The organism is Candidatus Dorea massiliensis AP6 (genome assembly GCF_964245105.1).
Lineage (GTDB): Bacteria > Bacillota > Clostridia > Lachnospirales > Lachnospiraceae > Laedolimicola > Laedolimicola intestinihominis.
In genome coordinates this window covers 1-24,712 of the sequence record NZ_CAXTKW010000008.1, presented here as the reverse complement: position 1 = coordinate 24,712, position 24,712 = coordinate 1, and the positions used below count along the sequence as shown (strand labels likewise).

Sequence of the window (24,712 nt, the reverse complement as noted above, 5' to 3'; positions counted from 1 at the left end):
CATCTACCGGAAATAGAGCTCCCGGATATATTCCACAGGCATCTCCCGGCCGGTCCAACGTTCAAAAGCCTTAGCTCCCTGATGGAGCAGCATGTACATACCGTTGAAGGTGTGGCAGCCTGCTTCCTTTGCGGTGCGCAGGAGCAGGGTTTCCCGGGGGTTGTAGATGACGTCGCCCACCACCAGACCCGGATGGAAGAAGGCGGGATCCGGGATCAGGGAAGCGTCTGTGTGGGGAGCCATGCCTACGGAGGAGGCGTTGATGAGTACGTCGGCCTCGTCCAGACAGCGCCTGAGCGAAGTGCTGTCCGCCAGATCAAAGAGACGGATCCGACAGTCGCAGCGGGCATGGATCCGCTGGATTTCCTCGGCGATTAGCCTAGTGGACGCGGAGGCGCTACGGGCGAAGACGTCGATGGCAGCAGCGCCGTCCAGGGCCGCCTGAGCCAGAATGGCTGCCGCCGCTCCGCCGCTGCCAAGCAGGACCGCGTGTTTTCCCTCACAGGAGAAGCCTGCGTCCCGCATGGACTGCAGAAAGCCGTAGCCGTCCGTATTATCGCCAAAGAGCTGCCCGTCCCGGTTTACTACGGTGTTGACTGCGCCGCTTAAGAGGGCAGAGTCGGAGAGGGTATCCACCCGCTCGTACATAAGCCGCTTCAGGGGCATGGTGCAGTTCCAGCCGGCGGCCCCCAAGGTGATAAGTCCGTCCACGGCCCGTTCGAAATGCGTTTCATCTACGGAAAAAGCCAGATAAGTATAGTCCAGACCCAATTTTTGGAAAGAAGCGTTGTGCATAGCGGGGGATATGCTGTGGGAAACGGGATTTCCCAGCAGACAGGTAAGTTTCGTAGTGCCAGTTATCTCAAATTTTTTGTCCATTTTTACACCTTTTGCTTGAAGTTATCGGGGTTATCGTGTACACTTTTACTAAGGGTACAAAAAAAACAGGGAAAAGTCAATTGCAATTTGACAGGGCTGGAATGTATGCAAAGAAATACAATTTAAAGCCTTTATTCGGCCAAATTCGACTTGATAAAATCCCCCTGTCAGGGTATAATTGTACTAAGATTGTCAGGAAATTAACACAATTTAAAAGATAGAGTAAAAGGAGGAGACAACCATGCATATGGTAGACGGAGAACACGGACATTGCCACGGACATGAGCATGATCACGAGCACTGTCATGAGCATACACACGATCACAGCCATGAGGGCTGCGGATGTGGCTGCGGCGATCACAAGCCGGGAAGCGAGCAGGAAGCGCTGCTTTCCTATATGCTGGATCACAACAAGCACCATGCTGCGGAGCTGGCTGAGGTGGCGAAGAAGTTCCGCGAGACAGGAAAGGAAGATGTGGCGGTACAGATTGAGAAAGCCATCGAGAATTTCGATAAGGGCAATCTGTATCTGAGCCTGGCGCTTTCCTTAGTACAGTAACGACAGTTTACAAGGAGGCATCATTATGTGTTTGGCAACTGTATATAAGACGATGAAAGACACGGAAGAGGTCGTGCTGAAGAATGTCAGCAAGATTTACGTAGAAGGCGATTCGGTGCGTCTGATTGATGTCATGGGCGCCGAGGTGGTTGTAGAGGGAACAATTTCCTTTGTAGATCTGACTGGCTCCGTAGTGAAGTTAAACTGCCCGTCTGTATAAAGACGGGCTATTGTCCGCTTATGAAAAGCGGGGGCACGCTGTACGGAGGCAGCCGTGCGTGCGGGCCTGGATGGGATATCAATATTGTTGATATATAGAAAAAATGGAGGTTGGTTGAAATGACAAAGTTAACAGACATCATGAACGAGCGCATGGCGCTGTCTTTCGAGGTTTTCCCGCCGAAGACTGAGAAGGGTATGGAGAATCTTCCGGGCACGATCGAGCATCTGTGCAAGTATCAGCCGGATTACATTTCCTGTACATACGGCGCAGGCGGCGGAAACGTAGGAGCAAACCGCGAGGTATGTCAGATGATTAAGAACGCTGGCACTACACCGGTTACCCACTTTACCGTAATCAAGAACACCAAGGAAGGCATGAAGGATCAGCTGCAGCAGTACCTGAACGAGGGCGTAGATCATGTTCTGGCTCTCCGTGGAGATATTCCGCTGGGCGAGACCACTACCTGTGGTGATTTCCAGTACGCTACAGACCTTGTAAAGTTCATTCGCGACGAGTTCGGCGATAAGTTTGAGATCGCTGTTGCAGGTTCCCCGGAGGGACACATCGCATGCAGAAGCCTGGAGTCCGATATCGCGGTTCTGAAGCAGAAGCAGGACAACGGCGCTGACTACATCATGACTCAGCTTTGCTGGGATATGGAGCAGTTCAAGTACTGGCTGGACGCTATCTACTCCGCTGGTGTTACCATGCCGGTAGACGTAGGAGTTATGCCGATTCTGGATCAGGCAGCTACCATCAATATGGCACTGTCCCGCAACGGCTGTGTAATGGATCACGAGCTGTGCAAGATCATTTCCCAGAACTGGCTGTTCCCGAACCCGTTCGCAGCTAAGGACGCTGAGGGCAAGCCGTTCGATATGTTCTATGATGACAAGATTAAGAGATTCCGCGAGGCAGGAATCGAGTACACCATCAAGCAGATCGATACCTATCGTTCTCTGGGTGTAAACGGTATCCATCTGTACGCTCTGAACAAGTGGAAAGATGTATCCGAGATCATCGACCGCGCAGGTCTGAAGACCTTAATCTAGTTACTTAAAATTGATTATTAAAATTGCGGGCGGGGCACAAACCTGCCCGCGGTAAAAGGCAGGAGAGAACAAAGATATGCCACATACAATTGCCGTAGCCGGAAAAGGCGGTGTGGGAAAAACTACACTTACAGGACTTTTAATTGAATACCTGTGCCAGAAGAAGCAGGGACCTGTTCTGGCTGTAGATGCAGATGCCAATTCCAATCTGAACGAGGTACTGGGCGTGGAGGCTGCTCCGACCCTGGGCGAGATTCGTGAGGAGATTGCAAAGGCAGAGACAGCGGGTTCCAACCCGATTCCGAAGGGAATGTCCAAGCAGGATTACGCGGAGCTCAAATTCGGAGAAGCGCTTTCCGAGCAGGATGATTATGATTTGCTGGTGATGGGTCACACACAGGGAAAGGGATGCTATTGCTTCGTCAACGGGCTCCTGACGACCCAGATTGCAAGATATGCCAAGAATTACAAATATATAGTAGTAGACAATGAGGCGGGAATGGAGCACATCAGCCGCGGAATTCTTCCGTCGGTAGATACCATTATTCTGGTCAGCGACTGCTCACGCAGAGGCGTGCAGGCAGTAGGACGTATCGCAAGGCTGATTCCGGAATGTGGACTGAAGCCCAAGTCCGTAGGACTGATTATCAATCGCGCTCCGGGTGGAGTGCTGAATGCGGGAACGAAAGAAGAGATCGAAAAACAGGGCCTTCATCTGCTGGGCGTCGTTCCTCAGGACGAGCAGGTGTTTGAGTATGACTGTGACGGCGTGCCCACAGTAAAGCTTCCGGAGGATTCTCCGGTCCGCAAGGCGCTGTACAGTATTATTGACCAGTTGGATCTTTCATAATAAATTTATGAAAATAAAAAAAGGTAGGAGGTTTATAATGGGAGATTTAAAGTTGACAACGGTGGAGGAAATGGAAGCCGCAACAGCCAGACTTCTGGAGACAGGAGCAAAGGTAGGTGCTGATGCCTGGCAGCTTCGTGTGAAGAACCAGACGCCGCACTGTAAGTTTGGTGAGCAGGGTGTCTGCTGCCGAATCTGTGCTATGGGACCGTGCCGTATTACACCGAAGGCACCGAGAGGTATCTGCGGATGTGACGTACATGGTATCGTAGGCCGTAACTATCTGAAATTTACAGCAGGCGGAGCAGCTACACACTCTGACCATGGCCGTGAGATTTGTCACACACTGTATGCTGCACAGCCGGATGGAGCTTACAAGGTAAAGGATCCGGAGAAGCTGATCCGTATCGCAAAGGAGTGGGGCGTAGAGACCGAGGGTAAGGATATCTACGATCTGGCTCACGAGATGGCAGAGACAGCTCTGATGGAGTATGGTAAGCCCTTCGGCGTACAGAGATGGCTTAAGAGAGCTCCGGAGCATACCCAGAAGCTGTGGCATGACGCTGAGATCGAGCCGAGAGCCATTGACCGTGAGGTAGCTACTTCCTTACATATGACTCATATGGGATGTTCTTCCAAGCCGGAGGCACTGGTTCGTCAGTCCTTAAGAGCAGGTCTGGCTGACGGCTGGGGCGGATCCATGTGCGGAACCGAGTTCTCCGACGTACTGTTCGGAACTCCGAAGCCCATCGATACCGAGGCAAACCTGGGCGTTATGAACGCTGATAATGTAAACATCGTAGTACACGGACATGATCCGTCACTTTCTGAGATGGTCTGTGAGTACGCAGACGATCCGGAGATGATCGCGTATGCAAAGAGCATGGGCGCTAAGGGAATCACCGTATCCGGTGTATGCTGTACCTCCAACGAGGTAGCTATGCGTCGCGGTGTTCCGATGGCAGGTAACTTCCTGCAGCAGGAGAACGTAGTTCTGACAGGCGCATGTGAGGCTATCGTTGTAGACGTGCAGTGTATCTTCCCGGCACTCGGACCCCTGAGCAAGTGCTTCCATACCAAGTTTATCACCACTTCTCCCATCGCGCAGATGCCGGATTCCGATTACATCCGCTTTGATGTAGGAACCGCTGCAGAGAAGGCAAAGCAGATCGTTATGACTGCATGTGAGAACTTCAAGAACCGTAAGCCGGATCTGGTATACATTCCGGATATGAAGCAGAAGGCAACCGTTGGATACTCTCTGGAGGCTCTGGTAAAGACTCTGGATGGCGTAACCAACTCTCAGGTAGATGTAACAGGTACCACCAAGCCGCTTATCGAGTGTATCACCTCCGGTGTTATCCGTGGTGCAGTCGCTATGGTAGGCTGTAACAACCCGAAGATCCGCCCGGACTACGCGCATATCGAGCTGATGAAGAAACTGATTGCCAACGATATCGTAGTGGTAGCATCCGGATGTTCCGCACAGGCAGCAGCAAAGGCTGGTCTGATGGACAAGGCAGCAAAGGATCTCTGCGGTGCCGGTCTGAAGAGAGTATGTGAGCTGGCAGACATCCCGCCGGTACTTCACATGGGCTCCTGTGTAGATATCAGCCGTATGATGGTTCTGGTAGCAGAGCTGGCCAAGGATTCCGGACTGAATATTTCTCAGCTTCCGGTTGTAGGCTGCGCTCCGGAGTGGATGTCTGAGAAGGCTGTTTCCATCGGTAACTACGTAGTAGCAACCGGTATCGATACCTTCCTGGGCGTTGACCCGTATGTAGCCGGTTCTTCCGAGATGGGCCAGTGGCTGACTGAGGGCGTTCGTGACTGGGTTGAGGCAGCTTATACTGTCGAGACAGACATCGAGAAGCTGGTTGACAAGATGATCGACCGTATCGAGGAGAAGAGAACCGCACTGGGAATCTAATCCGGATAAATAGAGTAAAGAAAGAACCGGAGGGAATAGAACGTGAAAATTGCAATTACCGGAAAGGGCGGAGTCGGAAAGACGACCTTTGCAGCCACCCTTGCAAGATTATATGCGGAGGAGGGATGTACGGTTCTGGCAGCCGATGTGGATCCGGACGCGAATTTAGGTCTGGCGCTCGGTTTTCCGGAGGAGGTTCTGGACTCGATTGTTCCGATTTCTAAGATGAGAAAGCTCATCGAGGAACGGACAGGGGCAGGCCCCGGAAATGCCATGTACACGCTGAATCCCAAGGTGGATGATATCCCGGATACCTACAGCAAGACCTATAACGGTGTCAAGCTCCTGACGCTGGGCACTGTAGAGACCGGAGGGGGCGGCTGTGTCTGCCCCGAGCATGTGATGCTGAAGCGGATCTTGAGCTACTTAAGTCTTCGGAGCAAGGACGTGGTTATCATGGACATGGAAGCAGGCCTGGAGCATCTGGGCCGCGGTACCTGCGAAGGTATGGAGCAGTTTGTGGTAGTTATCGAGCCCGGAGCGAGAAGCATTCAGACCTATAAGAATGTAAAACGGCTGGCCCACGACCTGGGAATTCAGACCGTTCGCGTAGTAGCCAACAAAGTCCGCGGGGCAGAGGATGAGGAGTTCATCCGCTCGAAGATCCCGGCAGAGGATTTACTTGGATTTATCCATTATAACCCGGAAGTGATAGATGCGGACCGGCAGGGCAAATCCCCCTACGATGTAAGCGAGTCCGCAAAGGAGGAGATCCGGAAGATTAAGGAAATCCTCGATCAATCGAATTAAAATTTGGAGGTAAAATACCGTGACATTATTTGATAGAGTATTCGGCGGCAACGACGCAGTTTACGGACTGACCGAGGCTGCTATCGACGGCGCAATCGCACAGTACGGAGAAGATGCGGCAGTATCCTTCCCGGACACTGCATACAGCCTTCCCTGCTACTATGCCGTAACAGGAAGCAAGGTTACCAACCTGAAAGAACTGAAGGCAGCTCTGGGAGTTGTAAAAACTCTGATGACCAGAGAGAAGAGACTGAACGACGCATTCATGAGCGGTGTTGCAACAGCTCTGTGCGCAGAGTTCATCGAGGTACTGAAGTACATGAACGGCGCAAAGCCGTACGAGGAGCCCTGCTACGGACATCTGGCAGACGCTATCATCCGTGAACTGGGTGTACCCCTTGTAACCGGCGATATCCCGGGCGTAGCTGTTATCCTGGGAAGCGCTCCTTCTACAGAAGAAGCAGTAGAGCTGGTTAAGAGCTATCAGGCACAGGGCTGTCTGGTTACTCTGGTAGGCGGCGTTATCGATCAGTGCGTAGAGGCAGGCCTGAACATGGGCAACGCCGTACGTATCGTACCGCTTGGCAAGGACGTAACCGCAGTAATCCACGTTGTATCTGTAGCGCTTCGTGCGGCTCTGATCTTCGGTAACGTAACACCGGGCGACGCAGGCGCGCTGATGAAGTACACCATGGACCGTGTACCGGCGTTCGTAAATGCGTTCAAGCCGCTGGATGATGTTATCGTAGCTTGCGGTGCAGGCGCAATCGCTCTTGGTTTCCCGGTAGTTACCAACGAGACCGAGAACATCTTCCGTGTACCGAAGAGCCTGATCGTTCAGGAGGACGTATCCAAGTTCAACGCTACTTCTATTGAAGCAAGAGATATTAAGATTAAGGTTACCAAGATCGATATCCCGGTTTCCTTCGCATCCGCATTCGAGGGCGAGATTATCCGTCGCGGCGATATGCAGGTAGAGTTCGACGGTTCCCGTGTGGACTGCTTCGAGCTAGTTGAGGCAAAGGACGCGTCTGAGGTTGAGGACCACAAGATCGAAGTAATCGGACCGGACTTCGACGAGTTCGAGGTAGGCAGCAAGCACAGCATCGGCTACGTGGTAGAGGTTGCCGGCAAGAGCATGCAGGCTGACTTTGAGCCGGTATTCGAGCGTAAGTTCCATAACTACCTGAACTGCATCGAGGGTGTTATGCATACCGGTCAGCGTGATATGATCCGTATCCGTGTAAGCAAGAACGCTTTCGACGCAGGCTTCCGTGCAAAGCACATCGGTGAGGTTCTGTACGCAAGAATTAAGAATGAGTTTGACGCAGTTGTAGATAAGTGTCAGGTTAAGGTTATCACCGATCCGGAGCTGTGTACCAAGATGCGTCATGAGACTGCTATCCCGCTGTTTGACAAGCGTGACGACCGTCTGGCTACTCTGACTGACGAGTCTGTAGACGTATACTACAGCTGTATCATGTGCCAGGCATTCTCCCCGTCCCATGTATGCGTGGTTACTCCGGAGCGTCTGGGTCTGTGCGGCGCCGTTTCATGGCTGGACGCAAAGGCTACCAACGAGCTGGATCCTCAGGGACCCTGCCAGGTTATCACCAAAGAGAAGCCCATCGATGAGAGAATCGGTGAGTACGAGGATGTCAATGAGGCAGTTAAGCTGTACTCCCAGGGTGCTCTGGAAGAGGTTTCCCTGTACTCCATCATGGAGAAGCCGATGACCTCCTGCGGATGCTTCGAGTGTATCTGTGGTATCGAGCCGTTCTCCAACGGTGTTGTTATCACCAACCGTGAGTATGCAGGCATGACTCCGCTGGGAATGACCTTCTCCGAGCTGGCAAGTATGACCGGTGGTGGAGTTCAGACACCTGGATTCATGGGACATGGAAAGCACTTCATCTCTTCCAAGAAGTTTATGAAGGCTGAGGGCGGAATCGAGCGTATTGTATGGATGCCCAAGGAGCTGAAGGAGTCCGTAGCAGAGCGTCTCAATGAGACAGCAAAAGAGCTCTACGGAATCGACAACTTTACCGATATGATCGGTGATGAGACTATCGCAGAGGATCCGGAAACATTGCTGGCATTCCTTACAGAAAAAGGACATCCGGCACTTGGCATGGACCCGATGATGTAGTATAATATGTAAGATAATTGGTTTACGCATAGGGGCTGTGCCCCTATGCGTTAAAACCACGTAAAGGACAAGGAGGTAACTAAGAAATGCCGTTTACTGGAAAATCAGGAAAATTCAACGCTGCTATCCGTACCGTAGAAATCGGAACCGGAGATAAGGCAGTGAAGCTTGGCGGAGAGAATGTACTGCCGTTTTATACATTCGACGCGCCGATCGAGAATGCACCGAAGATTGGAGTTCTGATTACAGACATGGGTCTGGAGAATGAAGTTGCAGGAATCAAGGACTACTATGCAGGTGCTACAACTTTTGCAGAGATTGCAAAGAAAGCCGAAGAAATGCCTGGAGCAGATTTCGTTGTTCTCCGCTTTGAGGGAGCGGATCCGAATGGCGAGAACCGTTCCGTTGAGGATTGCGTAGCTATCGCGAAAGAGGTTGGCGACGCGATCACAGCTCCTCTTGTAATTGAGGGATGTAAGAATGTAGAGAAGGATGCAGAGCTTTTCTCCAAGGTTGCAGAAGCGCTTCAGGGAAAGAACGTACTGATCCTGTCCGCAAGAGAAGAGAACTACAAGGCAGTTGCAGCAGCAGCTGGTCTTGCTTACGGCCAGAAGGTCGGAGCAGAGTCTGCCGTAGATATCAACCTTGCAAAACAGCTGAACGTGTTGATCGGACAGCTGGGCGTAGATCAGGCTAACGTTGTCATGAACGTAGGTTCCGCAGCAGCCGGATACGGTTTTGAGTACGTAGTTTCTACTATGGACCGTGTAAAGGCAGCAGCTCTGGCTCAGGGTGATGTACAGCTTCAGATGCCGATTATGACACCGGTAGCTGACGAGGCATGGAATGTAAAAGAGGCTATGGCTTCCGAAGCAGATATGCCGGAGTGGGGATCCCAGGAAGAGCGTGGAATTGATATGGAAGTTGAGACAGCCGCAGCAGTACTGGCATCCGGCTCCAATGCAGTAATTTTGAAACATCCGACCTCGGTTGCAACGATTTCAAAATTAATTAAAGCACTGGTTTAATCGAGGAAGGAGGAGAAATTTACCATGGCATTAAAAGGCTTGGATATTTTTAAATTAACACCGAAGACAAACTGTAAGGAGTGCGGAAGCCCGACCTGTATGGCATTTGCTATGAAGGTTGCTCAGGGCGCTGTAGAACTCAGCAAGTGTCCGCATATGTCCGAAGAAGCGCTGGCTACTCTGTCAGAGGCAACTGCTCCGCCCATGAAGACCATCAAGGTTGGTACCGGCGAGGCTGAGTACACACTGGGCGGCGAGACCGTTCTCTGCCGTCATGAGAAGACCTTTGTAAGCAAGCCGAGATACGCAGTATCCATCTGCAGCGCGGACGAGGATATCGACGCGAAGCTTGAGGCAGCTAAGAAGGTTGATTATGACCGTATCGGCGAGCGTATGCACGTTGAGATGCTGTATCTGTCCTACTGTGCAGATAAGGGCGTTGATGCTTATGTGGAGCTGGTTAAGAAGGCAGCTGACTGCGGCAAGACGCTGGTACTTGACTGTACCGATGTTGAGGCAGCTAAGGCAGCTCTGGCAGTATGCAAGGACGCAAAGCCGGTTCTGGATGGCGCAGACGCTTCCAACTACGAGGCTATGAGCGCTGTCGCTACGGAGGCAGGCGTTGTTCTGGGCGTTCGCGGCGCAGACATCAACGAGCTCTATGATACCACAGCAGCTCTTGAGAAACTGGGCAATAAGAACCTGGTACTGAATGTAGGTACTGCTTCTGTTAAGGACGCGTTTGCTACCACCGTACAGATTCGTCGCGCGGCTCTGAAGGATCAGAACAGAACCTTCGGTTATCCCTCCATCGTTAACGTAGGAGCACTGGCTGCCGGAGATCCGACCATGCAGGCAGCTCTTGTTTCACTGTTTACTGTAAAATACGGTTCCATCATCGTTATGGAAGGCATGGACTATGCACAGGCTCTGCCGCTGTATGGTCTGCGCCAGAATGTATTTACCGACCCGCAGAAGCCCATGAAGGTTGAGCCGGGCATCTACCCGCTGAACGGCGGCGATGAGAATTCCGTATGTCTGACCACTGTAGACTTCGCTCTGACCTACTTCGTAGTATCCGGCGAGCTGGAGCGTTCCGGCGTTCCCTGCAACCTGATCATCAACGACGCAGGCGGACTTTCCGTACTGACTGCTTGGGCAGCTGGTAAGCTTTCTTCTACCTCTGTATCCAAGTTCATCCAGGAGAACGTAGAGCCGAAGGTTAAGTGCAGAAAGCTGATCATCCCCGGAAAGGTAGCAGTTCTGAAGGGCGATATCGAGGCGAAGCTGCCGGGCTGGGAAGTTATCGTAGCCCCCAACGAGGCAGTACAGCTTGTGAAGTTCCTGAAGGATCTGCAGGCTAACGGCGAGATCTAATTATTTTATAATAAAAGGAGAACAAAACTATGGCAAAATTTGTTACCATCGGTGAGAGACTTTCCACCACAGCACCGGCTGTAAATAAGGCATTTTCCGAGAGAGATCCGGAGCCGATCCTGAAGAGAGCAAAGCAGCAGCTGGACGCAGGCGCTACATACCTGGACGTTAATATCGGACCGGCTGAGAATGACGGACCGGAGCTGATGAAGTGGGCCGTTGAGCTGCTTCAGGGCAACTTCGACAACGTTCCGCTGGCACTGGATACTTCCAACGTAGCAGCTATCGAGGCTGGTATCTCTGTATACAACCGTGCAAAGGGTAAGCCCATCGTTAACTCCGCTGACGCTTCTGGAAGACTGGAGTACGTTGACCTGGCAGCAGCTAACGACGCTATCGTTATCGCTCTGTGCAACGGCGAGGGAATCGCTAAGGACAACGACGAGCGTATGATGTACATGCAGACTCTGATGGAGAGAGGCATGGAGCATGGTATGGACGTTGCTGAGGATATGTGGTTTGACCCGTTATTCCTGGTTATCAAGGGAATGCAGGACAAGCAGATGCAGGTTCTGGAGTTTATCAAGATGATCTCCGACATGGGCATGAAGTCCACAGGTGGTCTGTCCAACAACTCCAACGGTATGCCGAAGCACATCCGTCCGATCATGGACTCCGCTATGGTAGCTATGGCTATGATGAACGGTCTGACCTCCGCTATCGTTAACCCGAACGACCTGAGACTGATGGAGACCATCAAGTCCTGCGATATCATCAAGAACAACAATCTGTACGCAGATTCTTATCTTGAGGTTTAATTCGGATTCGAAGTCGAATAAGAGCTTAAAAAGGAGCATCTCCGGGAAACCGGGGATGCTCCTTTTGGTTACAGGGCTCCATCTGGGTTTCGGAAGGCTTGGGGCTGAGTGTGCATATGTGAGAAAAGGGTTGCCCTGACCGTCAATGTCCGTTATAATCTAAATAGAATCTGTCGGCGAAACCGGCGGCTGGAAATGGAGGAATTTTTCATGAAAAAGGTTATTACCATAGCCCGTGAATTCGGTGCAGGCGGCGGTGAAATCGGCCGGAGAGTGGCGAAGGAGCTGGGGATTGAGTTTTACGATAAGGATATCATTCTGAGAACAGCCCTGGCCAACTCGAAGCTGGATCCGGAACTGGTGCGGAAATGGGATGAGAGAGTGCCGAAAAGCTTTGGCTTTGCCCAGAGTCTCTTTGACTTCTATAATAAGCCTCTGGATGAGGAGCTGTGGCAGGCTCAGCGGGACGCCATCCGCGAAATGGCAAATCATGAGAACTGTGTGATTGTAGGCCGGAACAGCGAGTATATCTTAAGGGAATTCGATCATTGTCTCCATGTATTCGCCCATGCCAGCTTCCAGTGGCGGGTAAAACGTATGGCGGGCAAGATGCCGGGGGTACCGCTTTCCCAGGTGGAGAAGGATATCCGCGACGCGGATCGCTCCCGTAAGAAGAACTGCGAGTATTATACGAAGCAGATCTATGGGGATGCCCGGAACTACGATTTAACCATCAATACAGAGAAACTGGGGATTGACAAGGCGGTAGAGATGGTTCTGGATGCAGCAAAGCTTATTTAAAAAAACAGAATTTCGGGAAGACAAAAACTTTTTTGCTTGACAACAATAAAAGAAAAAATTATACTTATGAAGTGGCATCAAGGGCGGTGTATAGCAAAATACATCGCCCTTATGTTAAATATAGCCGACAGATAAGTCGGGGAAAAGGAGTGTATACATTATGAAAAAGTTACTTGTATTGGCTTTGGCTGCAAGCATGACTCTGGGTCTCGCTGCATGCGGTTCCTCCAGTTCTGACAAGGCTGCTGACACAGCGCCTGCAGAGACAACCGAAAGCGCAGACGCTGCTGAGAGCACCGGATCTGACAAAACATGGGTTATCGCAATGGATACCGTATTCCGTCCCTTTGAGTACACCGATGAGAATGGTGAGTTCGTAGGAATTGACGTGGATATCATTAAGGCAGTGGCAGCAAATCAGGGATTCAATATTGAGATTCAGAGCCTTGGCTGGGACGCAGCAGTTACCGCAGTTCAGGCAGGCCAGGCAGACGCGCTGCTGGCAGGCGCAAGCATCACAGATGAGCGTAAGGCAAACGGATGGATTTTCTCTGATTCCTATTATGATTCTTATCAGGTATTCGCTGCAAAGACAGACAGCGGTATCGAGAGTCTGGACGATCTGAAGGGCAAGACCATCGCGGTAAAGAACGCTACAGCAGGCGCGAATTACGCAGAGAGCCTGAAGGACGAGTACGGCTTTAAGATTGATACCTACGAGGATTCACCGACCATGTATCAGGCAGTGGTACTGGGCCAGGCAGACGCTTGTGTAGAGGATAAGCCGATTATGGCGGACAACATCAAGACCGGCGGACTGGATCTGACCATCGTTGAGAGTACCGCAAGTGAAGTGGCTCCCTATGGCTTTGCTATCATGAACGAGGATAATCAGGAGCTTCTGGATATGTTCAACAAGGGACTGCAGGAGATTAAGGACAACGGAACCTACGAGGAGATTCTGAACAAGTATCTTGGCGAATAGGGATAAAAGGTGCGGAGCAGCTGCGTAGCGATGCAGCTGCTTCCTGTACTGTGGAAGCTCCCGGATACGGAGGTTTCCACAATACAGGAAGTATTCCGCGGCAGAGAAGCCCCGCGGACAGCGGGAGTAAACAAGTGAGGAGAAAAGATATATGGCAGCAATTCTTCGAGTGTATGGAATCATGCTTTTAAAGGGCATGGGACAGACTTTGCTGATGACCCTGTTGACCCTGGTCATCGCGACGATCATTGGTATGATTTTCGGTCTGATGAACGTGGGACACAACCGGGTACTGAATCTGATCGGTACCGTTTATGTGGACGCGATTCGAGGCGTTCCGCTTATCGTACTGGCTTATTTTGTATTCTTCGGTATTCCGGCCGGTATGCAGGGCATGGGAATGAAGGGCTTCCGTCTGAGCGCGCTTCAGGCAGGTACCATCGCCCTTTCCCTAAACTGCGGCGCTTACATGGCGGAGATTATCCGCGCCGGTATCGAGAGCGTGGATCGGGGACAGATGGAGGCTTCCCGGAGTCTGGGACTTTCCTATGGTTCCTCCATGGCGCTGGTCGTAGTACCCCAGGCGGTACGCACCATGATTCCGTCTATCATTAACCAGTTTATCATTACCCTGAAGGATACGTCGATTCTTTCCGTTATCGCGTTCCCGGAGCTGACGCTGATTGGTAAAACCATTTCCGGTAATACCTTAAAACCGCTGCAGTCCTGGGCCATCGTCGGCGTGATGTATATGATTGTCATCATTACCTTAAGTAAGCTGGCAAAGAGAATCGAGAGGAGGGTAAACCGTGGCAGATAATAAGATTCATGTAACGAACCTGAAAAAGAACTTTGGAAAGCTGGAGGTTCTGAAGGATATCAGTATGGATATCACTGAAGGCGAGGTTGTGGTCCTACTGGGACCCTCCGGAAGTGGTAAATCCACCTTCCTGCGCTGCCTGAACCAGCTGGAGACGGCGACGGCAGGCCAGATTCTGATAGACGGCTATGACGTGACGGACAAGCACACGGATATCAATAAGGTACGTCAGAACATCGGTATGGTGTTCCAGCATTTTAATCTGTTCAACCATCTGAATGTGATGGACAATATGACGCTGGCTCCGGTCCATCTGAAGGTTATGACCAAGGACGAGGCCCGGAAAAAAGCCATGGAGCTTCTGACCCGTGTCGGCCTGGCAGATAAGGCGGAGGCATTCCCAAGCCAGCTCTCCGGCGGACAGAAGCAGCGTGTGGCTATTGCCCGCGCTTTGGCTATGAAGCCGGATATCATGCTCTTCGACGAGCCTACCTCTGCCCTTGACCCGGAGATGGTAGGAGAGGTTCTGGCGGTTATGAAGGAGCTGGCCCGGGAGGGTATGACCATGGTAGTCGTAACCCATGAGATCGGTTTTGCCCGCGAGGTGGCAGACCGGGTAGTCTTCATGGAAGGCGGCTATATCGTAGAGCAGGGAACCCCGGAGGAGGTATTGGCGAATCCGAAGGAGCCCAGAACCATTGATTTCCTGAGTAAAGTATTATAAAAAATGACAGAGATGGCTTCTGGAAAAAAATCCAGAAGCCATCTTCGGTTTCTTTACTTGTTACTGTTCACAGGCACTATCCCGCGAAGTGTTTTGGTATGAATATGCCAAAATACCGAGTTGGTATAATTTCATAAACCCTCCCCCGGGGTTATTGACTTCCTTATACAGGAGTGCTAAAATTTAATCATTAAAGGCTGATTTCCAAAGGAAACAGTTACATAACCCAAGGAGGGACATAAGAAATGAGCGTATTAACAGATTTAATCTACGGAGGCTCAAACGCAGTTGCGGGACTGACAGAAGGCGCGGTCAATGACGCGATTGCAAAGTACGGTGAGGACAAGAAGGTTGCAATGCCGGATACGGCGTACTTCCTGCCGACCATCTACGCCGCTACCGGCGTAAAGGTGACAAAGCTTGGCGATCTGCCGGCTTGTGTAGGCGTACTGAAAAGCCTGATCAGCAACAAGGAAGACCTGGGAGAGGCACTGAACGCAGGTCTGGCTACCGCAGTGGGAGCAGAGATCATCGAGGCCCTGAAGTATGTGGATAATGCCGACCCGTATGCAGAGGACAGCGGTATCGGCTTCGTACCGGACCCGGTTATCCGTTCTCTGGGCGTACCCCTTGTAACCGGAGATATTCCCGGCGTAGCAGTTGTACTGGGCAAGGCTGACAATGCAGAAGATGTAGTGACAGTTGTAAAAGATTACCAGAGCAAGGGTATCATGACCTTCCTGATTGGCGACGTCATCGAGCAGTGTGCCGAGGGCGGCGTAAAGATTGGCCTGGATTTCCGTGTAGTTCCGCTGGGACATGATGTGACCGCAGTCATCCATGTCGTAACCGTAGCGATCCGAGCGGCTCTGATCTTCGGTAATGTAACACCGGGCGATCTGCCGGGACTGTTAAAATACACCAAGGAAAGAGTACCTGCATTCGTGAATACATTCGGCGCTCTGAATGAGGTGGTTGTATCCGCAGGCGCAGGTGCTATCGCGCTGGGCTTCCCGGTAGTCGTAGACGTGGATCTGGGCGAGAATCAGGTTCCGGGCGCGCTGGAGTCTGTTCTGGATCACAGCCTGACCGTGAAGAAGTCCCTGGAGCTGCGTAACATTAAGATTAAAGTAACCGAGCTTCCGATTCCGGTTGCTTTCGCGTCTGCCTTTGAGGGTGAGATTATCCGTAGAGGCGATATGCAGGTAGAGTTCAGTTCCCATAAGGCACCCACCTGTGAGATCGTAGAGACCTGCAATGCAGATGAGATTGAGGATCACAAGATTACCATTGTCGGCAAGGATCTGGACGAGCTGGAGCAGGGTCAGACCTTCGCACTGGCTACTTATGTACAGGTAGCGGGAGCAAAGATGCAGCCTGACTTCGAGCCGGTTATCGAGCGTAAGATTCATGCATGGTACAACTATATGGAAGGTGTGATGCACACCGGCCAGAGAAATCAGATCCGTGTCCGTGTAAGCAAGGCTGCTTATGAGGCAGGACTTCGCCTGACCCATTTCGCAGAGGTGCTTTACAATATGATCATGGACGAGTTTGATATCGTCGTAGATAAATGTCAGGTTACCATCGTAACCGATACCGATAAGGTTCAGGAGCTTCTGGATACCGTCGCTATGCCGACCTATGAGAAGCGTGACGAGCGTCTGGAGACCCTGACCGATGAGAGCGTAGACCAGTTCTACACCTGTACCCTGTGCCAGTCCTTCGCGCCGTCACACTGTTGCGTGGTAACTCCGGAGCGTCTGGGACTTTGCGGAGCCGTTTCCTGGCTGGACGCTAAGGCAACCAAGGAGTTGAATCCTACCGGACCCTGCCAGCCGATTTCCAAGGAAGGCTGTGAGGACGAAGTAAAGGGAATTTACCCGGACGTAAACCGTATGGTAGCTGAGGCAACCCAGGGAGCTCTTGAGAAAGTAACCCTGTACTCCATTATGGAAGACCCGATGACCTCCTGCGGCTGCTTCGAGTGTATCTGCGGTATCGAGCCCTTCTCCAATGGCGTTATCATTGCCAACCGTGAGTACGCAGGCATGACGCCTCTTGGCATGACCTTCGGCGAGCTGGCAAGTATGACAGGCGGCGGAGTTCAGACGCCGGGCTTCATGGGTCATGGACGTCACTTTATCGCCTCCAAGAAGTTCATGAGCGCTGAGGGCGGCTTTGAGCGTATCGTATGGATGCCGAAGGAGCTGAAGGACGACGTAGCCGAGAGACTGAATAAGTCTGCGAAGGAGAAATACGGTATTGATAACTTTACCGATATGATCGCAGACGAGACCGTAGCAACCGATGAGGAAACTCTGATGGCGTTCCTGCAGGAGAAGAACCATCCGGTACTGGGTCTGGATCCGATTATGTAACACAGGATTTTTGATAAAACGATAGAATCAGAAAATGGGGTTTGGCTGCAGAAAGCCAGACCCTATTTTTGGATTCTTAATTGTTCTTAAGAAAGCTTCCTTTTTCGGTATCCATCTGATACAATGGGGCTAACCTGTAGGGAGAGACAGGTTAGGGAAAAAGATTCAGGAGGACGAATATGAAATTAAAAAGAGTGATACCGGTACTGGGACTGGCCCTGGCGCTGACGGCAGCGACCGCCTGCGGCAGTAAGGCAGAGGATACAGCAGCCCGTATTTATGGAGAAGTTGAAGAAATTTCGGAAGAAGATATCATAGTAGATAATCAGTCTGACATGTCTTCTCAGGGAGAGATGATTCTAACGATTGATCCGGAGAATACGGTTCTGGTAGATGGGGAAAGCGGTCTGCCACTGGAACTTTCTGACGTGGAAAAGGGAGGTTTTGTGGCCTATCTGGGACCGGCCATGACCCTGTCTTTACCGCCTCAGTGTACGCCGGAGGTAGTGTTCGCGAATGTTTCGGAGAAGGAAGCTGCACCCTATTACGCAGTCATTGCCCGGAAGCCGGTTGCGAAAGACGGCTGCCTGAAAGTGGTTGCTGAAGATGGAGAGAGTTATGTGATTCCGGACACGGCAGAGATAAAGCCCTTCCGTACCCGGAATGTAGTTCGGGCTGAGGACATCCAGAAAGGAAGTCGGTGTCTTATCTGGCAGAATGAACAGAAGGAGGTAGTCCGCGTGGTGCTTCTGGACGCAGAATAAGAGAGGCTTACAGAGATGATAAAAGCAGCATTTTTTGATATTGACGGAACACTGATGGATCACAGCATCGGTCAGATTCCATCAGACACGAAGGAGGCTCTGGCAGAGTTACGGAGAAGCGGCGTGAAAATTTTCACCAGCACCGGACGGCATCTGCTGGAGCTTCAGGAGCTGGGCGTGACAGAGCTTTCCTTTGATGGGCATGTGCTTCTGAACGGTCAGATCTGTCTGGACAAAGAAGAACAGCTGATAGACGCATGTGCCATTCCTGAGGAGGATATGCAGGGCGCTCTGCGCTGGTTTGATGAAATGGAGCTGCCGGTGGCCTTCGTGGAGCAGAAGCAGATCTATATCAATTTCATCAACGACCGGGTGCGGAAGACCCAGGCGGACATCTCCTCGGAACTGCCAAAGACAGGCCGCTTCGATGGCAATCCGGTCTATCTGGTCAATGTATTTGCCGATGAGGCGGATGTAAATCGGGTGCTTGCAGATATGCCCCACTGCCGCATGACCCGCTGGAATCCCTACGGTGTGGATATCATCGCCGCGGGCAACAGTAAGGCCAAGGGTATGGAGCGGGTGCTTCGTTATTATGGCATCGATCGGGAAGAAATCATTGCCTTCGGCGACGGGGAAAACGATATGGAGATGCTTCAGTTTGCCGGAATCGGCGTGGCCATGGGAAATGCGGATCCGGAGGTAAAGGAGATCGCGGATTATGTGACGGACGGCGTAGGAGAGGGCGGGATCACTCATGCGCTCCAGCACTTCAAGTTGATTTAGAAAAAGAGAATGCTCCGGCTGCCAGGTGTGGCAGTCGGAGCAATTTTTATAACTCTAAGAAGGATACTTATGGAACATTCATTTTTAAGAGAGCGAATTCGTATCGCCGTTGTTTCCAAAATTTTTTGCAATCTCAAAATCAACCGTCGCGGTATCCAATGGGGAAGCGGAAGTAAGCTCAAAGTATACGTAGCTTCCATCTTGGGTCAGAGCATATCCGGCTGCCGTATAAACGGTTCCGTCTGTCTGCTCATCCTGGTAGAAAAGATAGGAGGAAGTGCCCCGGTCAATCAGTTCGCCGATGGTACAGGGAACGGAAGCTTCTTCCATATCTACCACATGCTCAGATACATAATCTGAAAGAACCTCATCGAGAATCCATTTTTCCGATTCTTCCAGAGAAGTATAGGTCAAGGAGACAGCCGGAGCGTTTTCCTCTGCCGGATTTTCAGCTTTTACGGAAATGGGGTTCAGGAAAAGAACCAGGGCCAGCAGTCCGGCCAGAATACAAAGGGAAAATTTTTTCATAGGCTCACCTCATTTACGATGTGTGTTCTCTTTCATATGTAGTATTTTAACAAAAAAATATTACAAAATTATGATAAAGTATTTAGAATATCGTTATAAATTCTGAAGATTTCTTGAAGAATTCTGATAAATACACATATTTCCACATAATTCGATGGAAGCAGACAAAAAGAAAGAACAAACAAAATAGTTTTAGATACTTGCTGTCTTGTCACCTGTATGGTATGATATAAAGGCTTTATTAAGCAGAATGGTTACTAACAGGAAAAGAGGAGTAAGAAAATGGAAAATGTAAAAGCTTTTCTGAAAAAGAAAAATGTGGAAATCAGCGTGAAACGCTATCTGGTAGACGCACTGGGAGCCATGGCGCAGGGACTGTTTGCCAGCCTCCTGATTGGCACCATCGTGAGCACTCTGGGCAAGCAGCTGGGAATCGAATATCTGACCGAACTGGGCGGTTACGCCAGCGCGGTAGCCGGACCCGCCATGGCAGTCAGCATCGGTTGGGCTCTCCAGTGTCCGCCCCTGGCACTCTTTAGCTTAGTGGCAGTCGGCAACGCAGCCAATGTGCTGGGCGGCGCAGGCGGCCCCTTGGCCGTCCTTGTCATCACTGTCATCGCGGCGGAATGCGGAAAGCTGGTCAGCAAAGAAACAAAAATCGATATTCTGGTAACGCCGGGCGTCACCATTTTCGTGGGTGTCGGTCTGGCAGAGCTGATTGCGCCGGGCATCGGCGCGGCGGCTTCAAGTGTAGGTCAGCTGATCATGTGGGCGACAGAGCTTCAGCCGCTGCTGATGGGTATCATCGTATCCGTATTAGTCGGTATGGCTCTGACCCTGCCGATTTCCAGTGCGGCTATCTGCGCAGCTCTGGGTCTTACAGGACTTGCAGGCGGCGCTGCGGTAGCGGGCTGCTGCGCCCAGATGGTGGGCTTCGCGGTCATGAGCTATAAGGAAAATGGCGTGGGCGGCCTGGTGAGCCAGGGCATCGGCACCAGCATGCTGCAGATGGGCAATATCGTGAAGAATCCCCGCATCTGGATTGCGCCGACCCTGGCCAGCGCCATCACCGGCCCCATTGCCACCTGCGTCTTCCATATGACCATGAACGGCACACCCGTATCCAGTGGTATGGGAACCTGCGGCCTGGTAGGTCAGATTGGCGTGTATACCGGCTGGATGAGCGAGATTGAGGCAGGTACCCGGGCAGCTATCACCGGCTTTGACTGGGTGGGTCTGATTCTCATCTGTTTCGTGCTTCCGGCTGTTTTAAGCACCATTTTCTGTGAAATCGAGCGAAAGATGGGCTGGATTAAGGATGGCGATCTGAAACTCAACTAGGAGCCGTATAGGAAAAATCAGTCTTCTGACAGAACCCGGGAAAATCCGTCAAGTTACATTGGACTAAGCGGGAGGAGTATGTTATACTCTTATCAAAGGGATTTTTTTGTTCAAGAGAGGGAAGAAGTCAGGAGGAAGATATAAATGGCAAATGTAGTATTCCAGTTTGAAAACGGCGAGAAAGTGACGGTTTCAACTATGGCAGGAGAGAATCTGCTGGAGACGGCGCGGAAGTCCAACGTGGTCATCGACGCGCCCTGCTCCGGCAATGGCTCCTGCGGAAAGTGTCGCGTGAAGCTGCTGGGAGGCGAGCTGGATTCCAAGAAGACCCGCCATATCAATGAGGAAGAGTGGGCGGAGGGTTGGCGTCTGGCCTGTTGCAGTACGGTAGCCGGCGATGTGCAGGTCATGGTGCCGGATATCGCGTCTGCGTATCGCAGCCGCATGAAGGTGGCAGACTTAAGCTCTCCCCAGGAGATCAAGATTTTTGACGACTGCATGGAGCATCTGGCAGAGGCCGATCTGACTCTGGGTAATAACATCCGTATCATTGATCTGAAGATGGACGTACCGACCCTGGATGATACCATGCCGGACAATGAGCGGCTCACAAGAGCATTGCAGGCAGCGACCGGCATCGAGAAGATTGAGCTTCCGTTCTCGACTCTGATGGAGCTTCCGGATGTGCTGCGGGCCAGTGATTTCGAGGTGCAGTGTGTCATTGCCCAGAATAAGGAGCACGTGTTCGTATATGATGTGTTCGAAAAATCAGCCAATGTCGTAGCGGCTGGACTGGCTATCGATATCGGTACGACTACCGTATCCGCAGTTATGGTTGATATGCTGACCGGCAGGATTCTGGCCAAGGCGTCCTCCGGTAACGGGCAGATCCGGTACGGTGCAGACGTTATTAACCGTATCATCGAGTCCCAGAAGCCGGGCGGACACAAGAAGCTGCAGGACGCGATCATCGACGAGACCCTGAATCCGATGATTCAGCAGATGAGCCGGGCGGCAGGCTTAAGCTCCCGCCAGATTTACCGGCTGTCCGTGGGCGGCAACTCCACCATGAATCATCTGCTGGTGGGTATCAACGCAGATCCGCTGCGTATGGAGCCCTATATTCCGGCCTTTTATAAGACCAATTCCATCTATGCGTCGGACATCCGCCTGAACGTGCATCCGGACGCCCATGTGATCATCGCGCCGAATATCGGCAGCTATGTTGGCGGCGATATCACCGCCGGCGCTCTGGTCAGTATGCTGTGGAACCAGCCCCATTTCTCCCTGTTCATCGACCTGGGAACCAACGGCGAGCTGGTATTCGGTAACTCCGACTTCATGATGAGCTGCGCATGTTCCGCAGGACCGGCCTTCGAGGGCGGCGATATCAGCTGCGGTATGCGTGCGACGGACGGCGCGATTGAGGCGTGTAAGATCGATAAGGAGACCATGGAGCCTACTTTTGATATTATCGGCGATCCGGGACAGAAGCCCATCGGCCTCTGCGGTTCCGGTATCATCGACGTGATTGCGGAGCTGTTCCGCTGCGGCATCATCAGCCCCAAGGGCAAATTTGTCCGGGAAGGCAAGCGCGTGAAGCATGATCATTACGGTATGGGCAGCTATGTCCTGGCCTTCGAGGAGGAGGCTGCGGGCAGCAAGGACGTGGAGATCACGGAAGTGGATATCGATAACTTCATCCGTGCCAAGGGTGCGATTTTTTCAGCGATCCGTACCATGCTGAAGAGTCTGGACTTTGACATCAGCATGATCGAGGAGGTCTATGTAGCAGGCGGCATCGGAAGCGGTATCAACATGCAGAACGCAGTGAATATCGGTATGTTTCCGGATATTCCGATTGAGTACTATCACTACATAGGCAACTCTTCTCTGTGCGGCGCGTACGCTATGCTGCTTTCCACCAAGGCAGAGAAGAAGGTCTATGAGCTGGCCCAGAATATGACCTACCTGGAGCTTTCCACAGAACCGGGCTATATGGATGAATTCGTGGCCTGCTGTTTCCTGCCCCATACGGACAGCAGCCTGTTCCCGACGGTGATGAGTCAGGTATAAAAACGGAAATATTGCGAGAAAGAGAGACTGAAAAACCATGGAATTTCCTTACGAAAAGGACAATAAAGAGAGAATTCCCTTTGAGTATTATCTGAACGAATATCAGAAAATCAACCCAAAGGAGGCAGCCGAGCGCTGCGGCATCGAATACGACGAGGAGAAGCAGCAGTTTCATGTGCGCCTGATGGGCTATCATTATCTGGTGGACTATCCGGAATTCGCGGTGCATAAGGAACATGAGGAGGAAGAAGGCGCGTTCCTTTTGCTGGATACTGTGGCGGCGAAGATTAGCGTGCTCCGGTTCCTGATTTCCGGTCAGATGGTCAAAAGCAGCGGCAAATATCTGACCTATCGGGAAGTGCCCTGGGGCGAAGTGTATTTCCGGCAGTTCGAGGGAAGATGCCTGACCCGTCTTAAGTTCGCCTTTGGCTTCAAGCTGGACAAGTTTTGCGAAGCTATGGAGAAGCTTGGTGCGAAGAGATTGACCCTGGGCGACGCTTCTTACGAGTTCGAGTATATCAACGGCCTGCATGTGCGCTTTATTCTCTGGACAGGCGACGACGAGTTCCCGCCCGCGTCCCAGATCCTTTTCGAGGATAATTTCCCCTACGCTTACCAGGCGGAGGATCTGGCGGTGGTGGGAGATATCTCCATCAACACGCTGAAGATTCTGGCCGGGAAATAGGCGGATAACTGGAATAAAGGATATTGGAAATAAATGGAAAATAAGAAAAAAGCAATCCTGGCCGTGAGCTTCGGTACCAGCTTTCATGAGACCCGGGAAAAGACCATCGATCGCATTGAGACAGATCTGGCGGCAGCCTACCCGGAGTACACCCTGTATCGGGCATGGACCAGCAAGATGATCATCACGAAGCTGAAAAAGCGGGATGGTATTGTGATTCCTACGGTGGCGGAGGCTGTGGAACAGATGATTTCCGACGGCGTACAGGAACTGATTGTGCAGCCCACCCATATCATTAATGGCATTGAAAATGATCTGATGAAGGAGGATGTGCTGGCACGAAAGGAAGCCTTTGAAAAAATCGCGTTCGGCGATCCGCTGCTGACCACTACGGAAGACAATGTGGCGGTACTGCAGGCGGTGATGTCAGAATTTCCGGCGCTTGCAGAGGACGAGGCGCTGGTATTTATGGGACATGGAACTACCCATTACGCCAATACCGTTTACGCGGCCTTGGATTATACCTTTAAGGATTTGGGATATACCCGAACCTTTCTCGGAACTGTGGAGGCTTATCCGTCCATGGAATCCCTGAAAAAGCAGCTTCGTGCGCTAGCGCTGAAAAAGGTCATTCTGGCACCTTTTATGGTGGTTGCCGGAGATCATGCAAACAACGACATGTCCGGCGAAGACGAGGATTCCTGGAAGAGTCAGTTTGAGGCGGAAGGGTATCAGGTATCCTGCGTGCTGAAGGGACTTGGCGAGTATCCCAGTGTGCGAAAAATCTATGTGGCGCATACAGAGGCGGCGAAAAAGAGTCTGGAAGAGCAGGCGTAATCATTTGCGTTTCGCGGGTAGACGGGCAGCAACACCGCCCGATATAAAATAAATAGGGTAAAACGGAGATGCCGTATCGACAGCAAGTTCTGTTGATACGGTATTTTTTTGTGGAATAGAAAATTTCGGTAGAATTCCTTATTCCAAAAAATATTATCACACTGTGGCTGAGTGGTAATATGTCGCTTATGCGAGTAAAATTCGCGAAGCGTATTTTATCGCATTGTCACAAAACGTAGGGTAAAGTTTTTGTAGGAAAAGTTAATAGAAAAAAGAAAGAAAGCACCGGGATCCTGTGTTAGGATTGAA

The 24,712-nt window shown here is 51.5% G+C and carries 22 protein-coding genes and 1 pseudogene; 21 read left to right on the top strand and 2 right to left on the bottom strand.

The features are described from left to right. Positions 1-3 precede the first annotated feature (3 nt). On the bottom strand, positions 4-879 hold the full coding sequence (gene aroE, locus ACESZP_RS09405; protein ID WP_499708859.1) for a shikimate dehydrogenase: 876 nt from the start codon (positions 877-879) through the stop codon (positions 4-6). Between the two features lie 241 nt (positions 880-1,120). Between aroE and ACESZP_RS09400 the strand changes: the two genes are divergently transcribed. The 17 genes and pseudogenes from ACESZP_RS09400 (at position 1,121) to ACESZP_RS09320 (ending at position 18,936) form a co-directional block, all read left to right on the top strand. After that, on the top strand, positions 1,121-1,438 hold the full coding sequence (locus ACESZP_RS09400; RefSeq protein WP_440322548.1) for a DUF8180 domain-containing protein: 318 nt from the start codon (positions 1,121-1,123) through the stop codon (positions 1,436-1,438). A 25-nt stretch (positions 1,439-1,463) separates the two neighbouring features. Beyond that, entirely contained in the window at positions 1,464-1,658 is a 195-nt protein-coding gene (locus ACESZP_RS09395) for a CooT family nickel-binding protein (protein WP_499708858.1), read from the top strand. A gap of 119 nt (positions 1,659-1,777) precedes the next feature. Further along, on the top strand, positions 1,778-2,713 hold the full coding sequence (locus ACESZP_RS09390) for a methylenetetrahydrofolate reductase (RefSeq protein WP_178038151.1): 936 nt from the start codon (positions 1,778-1,780) through the stop codon (positions 2,711-2,713). A gap of 76 nt (positions 2,714-2,789) precedes the next feature. Continuing rightward, entirely contained in the window at positions 2,790-3,563 is a 774-nt protein-coding gene (locus tag ACESZP_RS09385; RefSeq protein WP_499708857.1) for an ATP-binding protein, read from the top strand. 37 nt (positions 3,564-3,600) lie between these two features. Then, entirely contained in the window at positions 3,601-5,493 is a 1,893-nt protein-coding gene (gene cooS / locus ACESZP_RS09380; RefSeq protein WP_440322543.1) for an anaerobic carbon-monoxide dehydrogenase catalytic subunit, read from the top strand. Between the two features lie 42 nt (positions 5,494-5,535). Continuing rightward, positions 5,536-6,168: pseudogene (locus ACESZP_RS09375) on the top strand (ATP-binding protein); the annotation flags it as partial. A gap of 154 nt (positions 6,169-6,322) precedes the next feature. Beyond that, positions 6,323-8,452 carry an acetyl-CoA decarbonylase/synthase complex subunit alpha/beta gene (acsB, locus tag ACESZP_RS09370; protein ID WP_186873610.1) on the top strand — a complete coding sequence of 710 codons (2,130 nt, stop codon included), beginning with the start codon at positions 6,323-6,325 and terminating at the stop codon, positions 8,450-8,452. Positions 8,453-8,538: 86 nt separating this feature from the next. Then, on the top strand, positions 8,539-9,480 hold the full coding sequence (gene acsD / locus ACESZP_RS09365; RefSeq protein WP_158361985.1) for an acetyl-CoA decarbonylase/synthase complex subunit delta: 942 nt from the start codon (positions 8,539-8,541) through the stop codon (positions 9,478-9,480). Between the two features lie 24 nt (positions 9,481-9,504). Beyond that, a complete protein-coding gene (gene acsC / locus ACESZP_RS09360; RefSeq protein ID WP_499708856.1) occupies positions 9,505-10,857 on the top strand; it encodes an acetyl-CoA decarbonylase/synthase complex subunit gamma in 1,353 nt (450 codons plus the stop codon). Positions 10,858-10,886: 29 nt separating this feature from the next. After that, a complete protein-coding gene (gene acsE, locus ACESZP_RS09355; RefSeq protein WP_158361987.1) occupies positions 10,887-11,675 on the top strand; it encodes a carbon monoxide dehydrogenase/acetyl-CoA synthase methytransferase subunit in 789 nt (262 codons plus the stop codon). A gap of 210 nt (positions 11,676-11,885) precedes the next feature. Next, the gene (locus tag ACESZP_RS09350; protein WP_158361988.1) at positions 11,886-12,476 is read left to right on the top strand and encodes a cytidylate kinase-like family protein; all 591 of its coding nucleotides are present in this window, start codon (positions 11,886-11,888) and stop codon (positions 12,474-12,476) included. 160 nt (positions 12,477-12,636) lie between these two features. Continuing rightward, entirely contained in the window at positions 12,637-13,461 is an 825-nt protein-coding gene (locus ACESZP_RS09345; RefSeq protein WP_499708855.1) for a transporter substrate-binding domain-containing protein, read from the top strand. 151 nt (positions 13,462-13,612) lie between these two features. Beyond that, positions 13,613-14,281 carry an amino acid ABC transporter permease gene (locus ACESZP_RS09340; RefSeq protein ID WP_158361990.1) on the top strand — a complete coding sequence of 223 codons (669 nt, stop codon included), beginning with the start codon at positions 13,613-13,615 and terminating at the stop codon, positions 14,279-14,281. Then, complete coding sequence (locus tag ACESZP_RS09335) at positions 14,271-15,005, top strand: amino acid ABC transporter ATP-binding protein (RefSeq protein WP_158361991.1); 735 nt, start codon at positions 14,271-14,273, stop codon at positions 15,003-15,005. Before ACESZP_RS09340 ends, ACESZP_RS09335 begins: the two co-directional genes overlap by 11 nt. Positions 15,006-15,250: 245 nt before the next feature. After that, positions 15,251-17,386 carry an acetyl-CoA decarbonylase/synthase complex subunit alpha/beta gene (gene acsB / locus ACESZP_RS09330; protein WP_499708854.1) on the top strand — a complete coding sequence of 712 codons (2,136 nt, stop codon included), beginning with the start codon at positions 15,251-15,253 and terminating at the stop codon, positions 17,384-17,386. A gap of 179 nt (positions 17,387-17,565) precedes the next feature. Beyond that, positions 17,566-18,150 (top strand): hypothetical protein, encoded by a 585-nt coding sequence (locus ACESZP_RS09325; RefSeq protein ID WP_499708853.1) that lies wholly within the window; start codon positions 17,566-17,568, stop codon positions 18,148-18,150. A 15-nt stretch (positions 18,151-18,165) separates the two neighbouring features. Then, positions 18,166-18,936 (top strand): Cof-type HAD-IIB family hydrolase, encoded by a 771-nt coding sequence (locus ACESZP_RS09320; protein WP_499708852.1) that lies wholly within the window; start codon positions 18,166-18,168, stop codon positions 18,934-18,936. Between the two features lie 84 nt (positions 18,937-19,020). Here the strand turns inward: ACESZP_RS09320 and ACESZP_RS09315 are convergent, their stop codons facing one another. Beyond that, the gene (locus tag ACESZP_RS09315; RefSeq protein ID WP_499708851.1) at positions 19,021-19,464 is read right to left on the bottom strand and encodes a hypothetical protein; all 444 of its coding nucleotides are present in this window, start codon (positions 19,462-19,464) and stop codon (positions 19,021-19,023) included. Positions 19,465-19,746: 282 nt separating this feature from the next. Here ACESZP_RS09315 and ACESZP_RS09310 point away from each other — a divergent pair, with 282 nt between their 5' ends. The 4 genes from ACESZP_RS09310 to ACESZP_RS09295 all read left to right on the top strand — a co-directional run bounded on the left by ACESZP_RS09310 (position 19,747) and on the right by ACESZP_RS09295 (position 24,403). Then, on the top strand, positions 19,747-20,805 hold the full coding sequence (locus tag ACESZP_RS09310) for a PTS sugar transporter subunit IIC (RefSeq protein WP_499708850.1): 1,059 nt from the start codon (positions 19,747-19,749) through the stop codon (positions 20,803-20,805). A gap of 144 nt (positions 20,806-20,949) precedes the next feature. Further along, positions 20,950-22,881 (top strand): corrinoid activation/regeneration protein AcsV, encoded by a 1,932-nt coding sequence (gene acsV, locus ACESZP_RS09305; RefSeq protein WP_499708849.1) that lies wholly within the window; start codon positions 20,950-20,952, stop codon positions 22,879-22,881. 37 nt (positions 22,882-22,918) lie between these two features. Then, entirely contained in the window at positions 22,919-23,566 is a 648-nt protein-coding gene (locus ACESZP_RS09300) for a DUF3786 domain-containing protein (protein WP_499708848.1), read from the top strand. A gap of 33 nt (positions 23,567-23,599) precedes the next feature. Beyond that, positions 23,600-24,403 carry a sirohydrochlorin cobaltochelatase gene (locus ACESZP_RS09295; protein WP_499708847.1) on the top strand — a complete coding sequence of 268 codons (804 nt, stop codon included), beginning with the start codon at positions 23,600-23,602 and terminating at the stop codon, positions 24,401-24,403. Positions 24,404-24,712: the final 309 nt, after the last annotated feature.

Coding starts and splice junctions, on each gene's coding strand:
- aroE (WP_499708859.1), bottom strand. CDS start 879: ATGGACAAAAAATTTGAGATAACTGGCACTACGAAACTTACCTGTCTG.
- ACESZP_RS09400 (WP_440322548.1), top strand. CDS start 1,121: ATGCATATGGTAGACGGAGAACACGGACATTGCCACGGACATGAGCAT.
- ACESZP_RS09395 (WP_499708858.1), top strand. CDS start 1,464: ATGTGTTTGGCAACTGTATATAAGACGATGAAAGACACGGAAGAGGTC.
- ACESZP_RS09390 (WP_178038151.1), top strand. CDS start 1,778: ATGACAAAGTTAACAGACATCATGAACGAGCGCATGGCGCTGTCTTTC.
- ACESZP_RS09385 (WP_499708857.1), top strand. CDS start 2,790: ATGCCACATACAATTGCCGTAGCCGGAAAAGGCGGTGTGGGAAAAACT.
- cooS (WP_440322543.1), top strand. CDS start 3,601: ATGGGAGATTTAAAGTTGACAACGGTGGAGGAAATGGAAGCCGCAACA.
- acsD (WP_158361985.1), top strand. CDS start 8,539: ATGCCGTTTACTGGAAAATCAGGAAAATTCAACGCTGCTATCCGTACC.
- acsC (WP_499708856.1), top strand. CDS start 9,505: ATGGCATTAAAAGGCTTGGATATTTTTAAATTAACACCGAAGACAAAC.
- acsE (WP_158361987.1), top strand. CDS start 10,887: ATGGCAAAATTTGTTACCATCGGTGAGAGACTTTCCACCACAGCACCG.
- ACESZP_RS09350 (WP_158361988.1), top strand. CDS start 11,886: ATGAAAAAGGTTATTACCATAGCCCGTGAATTCGGTGCAGGCGGCGGT.
- ACESZP_RS09345 (WP_499708855.1), top strand. CDS start 12,637: ATGAAAAAGTTACTTGTATTGGCTTTGGCTGCAAGCATGACTCTGGGT.
- ACESZP_RS09340 (WP_158361990.1), top strand. CDS start 13,613: ATGGCAGCAATTCTTCGAGTGTATGGAATCATGCTTTTAAAGGGCATG.
- acsB (WP_499708854.1), top strand. CDS start 15,251: ATGAGCGTATTAACAGATTTAATCTACGGAGGCTCAAACGCAGTTGCG.
- ACESZP_RS09325 (WP_499708853.1), top strand. CDS start 17,566: ATGAAATTAAAAAGAGTGATACCGGTACTGGGACTGGCCCTGGCGCTG.
- ACESZP_RS09320 (WP_499708852.1), top strand. CDS start 18,166: ATGATAAAAGCAGCATTTTTTGATATTGACGGAACACTGATGGATCAC.
- ACESZP_RS09315 (WP_499708851.1), bottom strand. CDS start 19,464: ATGAAAAAATTTTCCCTTTGTATTCTGGCCGGACTGCTGGCCCTGGTT.
- ACESZP_RS09310 (WP_499708850.1), top strand. CDS start 19,747: ATGGAAAATGTAAAAGCTTTTCTGAAAAAGAAAAATGTGGAAATCAGC.
- acsV (WP_499708849.1), top strand. CDS start 20,950: ATGGCAAATGTAGTATTCCAGTTTGAAAACGGCGAGAAAGTGACGGTT.
- ACESZP_RS09300 (WP_499708848.1), top strand. CDS start 22,919: ATGGAATTTCCTTACGAAAAGGACAATAAAGAGAGAATTCCCTTTGAG.
- ACESZP_RS09295 (WP_499708847.1), top strand. CDS start 23,600: ATGGAAAATAAGAAAAAAGCAATCCTGGCCGTGAGCTTCGGTACCAGC.